The sequence below is a fragment of the Thermus sp. genome (genome assembly GCF_040290245.1).
Lineage (GTDB): Bacteria > Deinococcota > Deinococci > Deinococcales > Thermaceae > Thermus_A.
Genome location: NZ_PSMQ01000033.1, coordinates 1 through 7,214, shown reverse-complemented (window position 1 = coordinate 7,214; position 7,214 = coordinate 1). Strand labels below are relative to the sequence as shown.

General features: G+C 65.4%; 9 protein-coding genes. All 9 read left to right on the top strand.

Going from position 1 to position 7,214, the window contains the following annotated elements; genetic code table 11:
- A partial coding sequence (gene cysK / locus C4301_RS06065; protein ID WP_352414210.1) for a cysteine synthase A occupies positions 1-836 on the top strand: 836 nt, incomplete at its 5' end.
- A gap of 39 nt (positions 837-875) precedes the next feature.
- Positions 876-2,009: an acyl-CoA dehydrogenase family protein gene (locus C4301_RS06060; protein WP_352414221.1), complete on the top strand. Its 1,134-nt coding sequence runs from the start codon at positions 876-878 to the stop codon at positions 2,007-2,009.
- 37 nt (positions 2,010-2,046) lie between these two features.
- The gene (locus tag C4301_RS06055) at positions 2,047-2,838 is read left to right on the top strand and encodes an isoprenyl transferase (RefSeq protein ID WP_352414209.1); all 792 of its coding nucleotides are present in this window, start codon (positions 2,047-2,049) and stop codon (positions 2,836-2,838) included.
- Positions 2,839-2,981: 143 nt separating this feature from the next.
- A complete protein-coding gene (gene lysS / locus C4301_RS06050) occupies positions 2,982-4,112 on the top strand; it encodes a homocitrate synthase (protein ID WP_352414208.1) in 1,131 nt (376 codons plus the stop codon).
- A 12-nt stretch (positions 4,113-4,124) separates the two neighbouring features.
- Positions 4,125-5,366: a 3-isopropylmalate dehydratase large subunit gene (locus tag C4301_RS06045; protein ID WP_352414207.1), complete on the top strand. Its 1,242-nt coding sequence runs from the start codon at positions 4,125-4,127 to the stop codon at positions 5,364-5,366.
- A complete protein-coding gene (locus tag C4301_RS06040) occupies positions 5,359-5,856 on the top strand; it encodes a LeuD/DmdB family oxidoreductase small subunit (RefSeq protein ID WP_352414206.1) in 498 nt (165 codons plus the stop codon). The genes C4301_RS06045 and C4301_RS06040 overlap by 8 nt, the downstream gene beginning before the upstream one ends.
- A 21-nt stretch (positions 5,857-5,877) precedes the next feature.
- Complete coding sequence (locus tag C4301_RS06035; protein WP_352414205.1) at positions 5,878-6,189, top strand: paraquat-inducible protein A; 312 nt, start codon at positions 5,878-5,880, stop codon at positions 6,187-6,189.
- Entirely contained in the window at positions 6,183-6,347 is a 165-nt protein-coding gene (gene lysW, locus C4301_RS06030) for a lysine biosynthesis protein LysW (RefSeq protein ID WP_352414204.1), read from the top strand. Before C4301_RS06035 ends, lysW begins: the two co-directional genes overlap by 7 nt.
- Positions 6,348-7,193 (top strand): lysine biosynthesis protein LysX, encoded by an 846-nt coding sequence (gene lysX / locus C4301_RS06025; RefSeq protein ID WP_352414203.1) that lies wholly within the window; start codon positions 6,348-6,350, stop codon positions 7,191-7,193.
- Positions 7,194-7,214 lie beyond the last annotated feature (21 nt).

Sequence of the window (7,214 nt, the reverse complement as noted above, 5' to 3'; positions counted from 1 at the left end):
ATGTCAAGCTGGAGGGCTTAAACCCGGGGGGCTCCATCAAGGACCGGCCCGCCTGGTACATGATCAAGGACGCGGAGGAAAGGGGGATCCTGAAACCCTTTAGCGGCCAGACCATCGTGGAGCCCACGAGCGGAAACACCGGCATCGGCCTGGCCATGATCGCCGCCAGCCGGGGCTACCGCCTCATCCTGACCATGCCGGCCCAGATGTCCGAGGAACGGAAGCGCACTTTAAGGGCCTTCGGGGCGGAGCTCGTCCTCACCGACCCCGAACGGAGGATGCTCGCCGCCCGGGAGGAGGCCTTGCGGCTTAAGGAGGAGCTCGGGGCCTATATGCCCGACCAGTTCTCCAACCCGGCCAACGTCCGGGCCCACTACGAGACCACAGGACCGGAGCTCTTTGAGGCCTTGGAGGGCCGCATCGATGCCTTTGTCTATGGCTCGGGCACCGGGGGAACGATCAGTGGGGTAGGGCGCTACCTCAAAGAGCGGCTGCCCAAGGTCAAGGTGATCGCGGTGGAACCCGCCCGCTCCAACGTGCTCTCCGGCGGGAAGATGGGCCAGCACCAGTTCCAGGGGATGGGGCCCGGGTTCATACCGGAAAACCTGGACCTTAGCCTTTTGGACGAGGTCATCCAGGTCTGGGAGGAGGACGCCTTCCCTCTGGCCAGGAGGCTGGCCCGGGAGGAGGGGCTCTTTCTGGGCATGAGCTCAGGAGGGATCGTATGGGCCGCCTTGGAGGTGGCCCGGCGCCTTGGCCCCGGGAAGCGGGTGGCCTGCATCAGCCCGGACGGGGGGTGGAAGTACCTGACCACCCCCCTGTACGCGGAAGCGTGACGCTTTTTCTCCCTAAGGCGGTGATACGATAGGAATGTGATCGCCTGGGAAACACCCGAACTCACGCCGGAGCAGAGGCTCGTCCTGGAAACGGCCAGGCGGGTGGCCGAGGAAGTCCTATGGCCCCTGGCCCCGGAGTACGACCGCACGGGGGAGTACCCTTGGCCCCAGCTTAGGGCCTTGGCCGAGCTGGGGTTTTTGGGGATGACGACTCCCGAAGAGTGGGGCGGGGTGGGGCTGGACTCCGTCACCTGGGCCCTGGTCCTCGAGGAGATCGCTGCCGCCGACCCCAGCGTGGCGGTGATCGTCTCGGTGACCTCGGGCCTGCCCCAGTACCTGCTCTTCCACTATGGAACGGATGAACAGAGGCGTCGCTACCTCCTGCCCCTGGCCCGGGGGGAATGGATCGGGGCCTTCTGCCTCACCGAGCCAGAGTCGGGTTCAGACGCGGCCTCCTTGCGCACAAGGGCGGAGAGGGTCAGGGGTGGGTACCTCCTAAGTGGGGTCAAAAGCTGGATCACCTCCGCCGGCCAGGCCCAGCTCTATGTGGTCATGGCCCGGACGGAAAAGGGCATCAGCGCCTTTTTGGTGGAGAAGGACACCCCGGGCCTCTCCTTCGGCGCGCTGGAGGAGAAGATGGGTCTGCACGCAGCCCAGACCCGGGAAGTGCGGCTGGAAGGGGTCTTTGTGCCCGAGGAGAACCTGCTGGGCGAGGAGGGCAAGGGGCTCCGCTACGCCCTTTCCGGATTGGACTCGGGCCGGGTGGGGGTGGCCGCGCAGGCGGTGGGCATCGCCCGGGCCGCCTTTGAAATCGCTAAGCGGTATGCGGACGAGCGGGTCCAGTTCGGACAGAAGATCCGGACCTTCCAGGGGGTCGGGTTTAGGCTGGCGGATATGCACGTGCGGATCCAGGCCGCCCGGGCCTTGGTCCTCGAGGCCGCCAGGAAGAAGGACCGTAAGGAACGCTTCACCCTCGAGGCCAGCACCGCCAAGCTCTTCGCCTCCGAGACCGCGGTGGAGGTCACCCGCTGGGCGGTCCAGATCCTGGGTGGCTACGGGTACAGCCGGGAGTACCGGGTGGAAAGGTACTACCGGGATGCCAAAGTCACAGAGATCTACGAGGGGACCAGCGAGATCCAGCGCCTGATCATTGCCCGGGAACTCTACTCATGACCTGGAGTTCTCATCTTTAGGGGGTAAGGTAGGGGACGTGGTGCGCCGCCTTTTGGCCCTAAGCCGCCCCCTTTACTGGTACTACGAGCGCCGCCTCCTAAAGGAGGTGAAGCGGGGCCCCATGCCCCGCCACCTGGGTCTCATCCTGGACGGGAACCGGCGCTACGCCCGCACTTTGGGCCTCTCCCCCGCCCAGGGGCATGCCTTCGGCGTGCACAAGGCGTACGAGGTGCTGGAATGGTGCCTCGAGCTCGGCATAAGGACCGTCACCGTCTGGGTCTTCTCCACGGACAACTTCCACCGGCCCAAGGAGGAGGTGGATACCCTGATGCGCCTCTTCGTAGAGGAAGCCCGGAAGATGGCGGAGGACCACCGCATCCACGCCCACCAGGTCCAGGTGCGGGTCATCGGCCGCCGGGAGGGGTTTAGCGAAGAGGTCTTAAGGGCTTTAGAGGAGCTGGAGGGCAGGACCCGGCACCACAGGGGGATGGTCCTGAACATCGCCATGGGGTATGGGGGGCGGGAAGAGATCGTGGATGCGGTGAAAAAACTCCTCTTTGAAGCGGAGGCCGAGGGCCGTTCCCTCGCGGATCTGGCCCGCACGCTCACGCCGGAGGCGATCGCCCGGCGGCTTTACACCGCCGACCTTCCCGACCCGGACTTCATCATCCGCACCTCGGGAGAGATCCGCCTTTCCGGCTTTCTCCTTTGGCAGTCGGCCTATAGCGAGTTTTACTTCGTGGATGTCCTATGGCCCGAGTTCAGAAAAATCGATTTCCTCAGGGCCTTACGGAGCTACCAGGCCCGGGAGAGGCGGTTTGGCCGTTGACAAAAGGGGGGCTTTTGTATATGATTGCGTTCAGGATGCTGGCCCGGGAGAAAAAACTCAGGCGGGGAGGGGCGGGATAGCCCTTTAGGCTTCCTGCACCTCCCCGGCCCGGGTTCGGGCCGGTTTTCTTTTTGGGAGGGCGTATGCGCGAATGGGCCATCATAGACTCCACCCTGCGGGAAGGCGAACAGTTTGAAAAGGCCAACTTTTCCACCCAGGATAAAATTGAGATTGCCAAGGCCCTGGATGCCTTTGGGGTGGAGTACATCGAGGTCACCACCCCTATGGCCTCCCCCCAGTCCCGCAAGGACGCGGAGGTCCTGGCCACCTTGGGCCTCAGGGCCAAGGTGGTGACCCATATCCAGACCCGGCTGGACGCGGCCAAGGTGGCCCTGGAAACGGGCGTTCAGGGAATAGACCTCCTCTTCGGGACGAGCAAGTACCTGCGGGCGGCCCACGGCCGGGATATCCCCCGCATCATCGAGGAGGCCCGCGAAGTCATCCAGTTCATCCGGGAAACCAACCCCGAGGTGGAGGTCCGCTTCTCCGCCGAGGACACCTTCCGCTCGGACGAACACGACCTCCTGGCCGTTTACGAGGCCATCGCCCCCCATGTGGACCGGGTGGGACTGGCGGACACCGTGGGGGTGGCCACCCCCAGGCAGGTCTACGCCCTGGTGCGGGAGGTCAGGCGGGTGGTGGGGCCCAGGGTGGACATCGAGTTTCACGGGCACAATGACACGGGATGCGCCATTGCCAACGCCTTTGAAGCCATAGAGGCCGGGGCCACCCATGTGGACACGACCATCCTGGGAATCGGGGAACGGAACGGCATCACTCCTTTGGGAGGGTTCCTCGCCCGGATGTACACCCTCCAGCCCGAGTATGTGCGGAGGAAGTACCGGCTAGAGATGCTCCCCGAGCTGGACCGGATGATCGCCAAGCTGACCGGGATCGAGATCCCCTTCAACAACTACATCACCGGGGAGACCGCCTTTAGCCACAAGGCAGGGATGCACCTCAAGGCCATCTACCTCAACCCCGAGGCCTACGAGCCCTACCCGCCCGAGGTCTTCGGGGTGAGGCGGAAGCTGATCATCGCTTCCAAGCTCACGGGCCGCCACGCCATCAAGGCCCGGGCCCAGGAGCTTGGCCTCCACTACGGGGAGGAGGAGCTCGTCCGGATCACCCACCACATCAAGGCCCTGGCCGACCGGGGGCAGCTCACCCTCGAGGAGCTGGACCGGATCCTGAGGGAGTGGGTGACGGCTTAAGGGGGTTTAAGGATGGGGCAGACCTTAGCGGAAAAGATCCTCTCGCATAAGGCGAAAAGGCCGGTCAAGGCCGGGGAGCTTGTGGTGGTGGAGGTGGACCAGGTGATGGTGGTGGACTCCATCGCGGGGAGTTTTTTCAAGCGCCTCGCCTACCTCCAGGCCACCCCCCGCTATCCGGAACGGGTCTCCATCGTCATCGACCACGTGGCCCCCGCGGCCAACCTCGAGGTGGCCAAGGCCCAGAAGGAGATCCGGGAGTGGGGGAAAAGGTGGGGCATCCGGGTCTTCGACGTGGGCCGAGGGGTCTGCCACCAGGTGTTGGTGGAGGAGGGGCTGGCCCAACCGGGCTGGGTGGTGGTGGGCTCGGACTCCCATTCCACCACCTACGGGGCGGTGGGGGCGTTTGGAACGGGCATGGGGGCCACGGACATCGCCCTGGCCGCGGCCTCGGGAAAGACCTGGCTCAAGGTGCCTAAGACGATCAAGGTCACCTTCAGAGGAACCCTACCCCCAGGGGCTACCGCCAAGGACGCCGCCTTGGAGATGGTCCGCCTCCTCACCGCGGACGGGGCCACCTACATGGCGGTGGAGATCCACCTTAAGGACGGGGCGGAAGCCCTAAGCCGAGGGGAGCGGATGACCCTGGCCAACCTTACCGTGGAGGCGGGGGCCAAGGCGGGGCTCGTGGTCCCCTCCGGAGAGATCCTGGAAATGTACTGGGTTCCCGACTGGCTCTACCCCGACCCGGACGCCGAGTACGAAAAGGAGATTGAGGTGGACCTCTCCACCCTGACCCCCCGGGTCTCCGTGCCCTTCCATGTGGACAACGTGCATGAGGTGGCCGAGGTCAAGGGCAAACGGGTGGACCAGGTCTTCATCGGAACCTGCACCAACGGCCGCCTCGAGGACCTGAGGGCCGCCGCCGAGGTCCTAAGGGGGAAGAAGGTGGCCCCTTGGGTGCGGCTTCTGGTGGTGCCCGCCTCGAGCCAGGTCCTGGAGGAGGCGGCGAGGGACGGTACCCTGCTCACGCTCCTGGAGGCGGGGGCCACCCTTGGCACCCCCGGCTGCGGCCCCTGCATGGGGCGGCATATGGGGGTTTTGGCCCCCGGGGAGGTCTGCGTCTCCACCTCCAACCGCAACTTCCGGGGCCGGATGGGGGCGGCGGAGGCCGAGATCTACCTGGTGAGCCCCCGCGTGGCGGCGGCCAGCGCGGTGGCGGGCTATCTCACCACGCCGGAGGATCTGGATGCCTAGGGTCTGGAAGTTTGAAGACAACATCAGCACGGACGACATCCTTCCGGGCAAGTACGCGCCCTTCATGGTGGGGGAGGATCGGTTCCACACCTTCGCCTTCGCCCACCTGAGGCCGGAGTTCGCCAAGGCGGTCCGGCCCGGGGACATCCTGGTCATGGGCAAGAACGCGGGGCTTGGCTCGAGCCGGGAGTACGCCCCGGAGGCCCTGAAGAAGCTGGGCGTGCAAGCGATCATCGCGAAAAGCTACGCCCGCATCTTTTTCCGAAACCTGGTCAACCTGGGCATCGTGCCCTTTCAGTCGGAGGAGGTGGTCGATGCGTTAGAGGACGGAGACGAGGTGAGCCTGGACCTGGCCACGGGTACCCTCTGGAAGGGAGAAAGGGCGTACCAGCTGGTCCCGCCCCCCGCCTTCCTCCTGGAGGCGCTGAAGGAAGGTTCCCTTCTCGAGTACTACAAGAAGCACGGCCGTTTCCCGGGGGAAGAGGGGTAGAGTAAGGGCAGGGGGGTGTGTGTGAGCGACCTAGAGCTGACCTGCCCGGTGTGCGGCGAGACCAGCCTGGTGCTGGCGGAGGATCTTTTGGAGGTGGAGGAAGGGGCCGTTCTGGAGTGCGAGGTCTGTGGGGCCTACCTCGAGGTGGTCTCTCTGGACCCTCTGGAGGTGGAGGTGGTGGAGGAAGGGCTGGAGGGCTTCTTCGTGGACTGCCCCCGGTGCGGCTACACCTTTGAGCTGGAGGAGGGGGAGGAGGAGGCCACCTGCCCCGAGTGCGGTTTCACCTTTACTCCAGACTGGAGCGAGGTGGAAGAGGAGGACGAGGAATGGTAGCAACCTGCTTGGAGTGCGGTAGCGAGATCCATCTGGACAACCCGGAGCTCGGAGAGCTGGTGATCTGCGAGGCCTGCGGCGCGGAGCTCGAGGTGGTGGACCTAAACCCCTTGAGGCTCGAGCCCGCCCCCGAGGAGGCGGAGGACTGGGGAGAGTAGGTGCTGGCGATCCTGTACGACCGTATCCGCCCGGACGAGCGGATGCTCTTCGAGCGAGCGGAGGCCTTGGGCATCCCCTTTAAGAAGGTCTATGCCCCCGCCCTGCAGATGGTCCTGGGTGAAAGGCCCAAAGAGCTCGAGGGGGTCACGGTGGCCCTGGAGCGGTGCGTGAGCCAGACCAGGGGCCTGGCCGTGGCCCGGTACCTGACCGCCTTGGGCCTCCCCGTGGTCAACCGCCCCGAGGTCATTGAGACCTGCGGGGACAAGTGGACCACGAGCGTGGCCCTGGAAAAGGCGGGGCTGCCCCAGCCCAAAACCGCCCTCCTTACGGATGCCGAGGAGGCCCTAAGGCTCATGGAGGCCTGGGGCTACCCGGTGGTCCTGAAACCGGTCATCGGAAGCTGGGGCCGGCTCCTGGCCAAGATCACCGACCGGGAGGCCGCGGAGGCCATCCTGGAACATAAGGAGGTTCTGGGGGGGTTCCAGCACCAGCTCCTCTATCTCCAGGAGTACGTGGAAAAACCCGGGCGGGACCTCCGGGTCTTCGTGGTGGGGGAAAGGGCCATCGCGGCCATCTACCGGCGGAGCCAGCACTGGATCACCAACACCGCCCGGGGCGGCCAGGCGGAAAACTGTCCTCTCACGGAAGAGGTCGCCCAACTGGCCGTGAGGGCGGCCCGGGCCGTGGGGGGCGGGGTGGTGGCCATAGACCTCTTTGAGTCGGAAAGGGGCCTTCTGGTGAACGAGGTCAACCACACCATGGAGTTCAAAAACTCTGTCCACACCACCGGGGTAGACATCCCTGGGGAGATCCTGCGCTACGCCTGGGAGGGGGCCCGTGGGTAGGAGGAGGGTAGCCATCGTGGG

Excerpts from the sequence above, each read along its gene's own strand:
- lysS (WP_352414208.1), top strand. The coding sequence starts at position 2,982 with ATGCGCGAATGGGCCATCATAGACTCCACCCTGCGGGAAGGCGAACAG.
- C4301_RS06045 (WP_352414207.1), top strand. The coding sequence starts at position 4,125 with ATGGGGCAGACCTTAGCGGAAAAGATCCTCTCGCATAAGGCGAAAAGG.
- C4301_RS06040 (WP_352414206.1), top strand. The coding sequence starts at position 5,359 with ATGCCTAGGGTCTGGAAGTTTGAAGACAACATCAGCACGGACGACATC.
- lysW (WP_352414204.1), top strand. The coding sequence starts at position 6,183 with ATGGTAGCAACCTGCTTGGAGTGCGGTAGCGAGATCCATCTGGACAAC.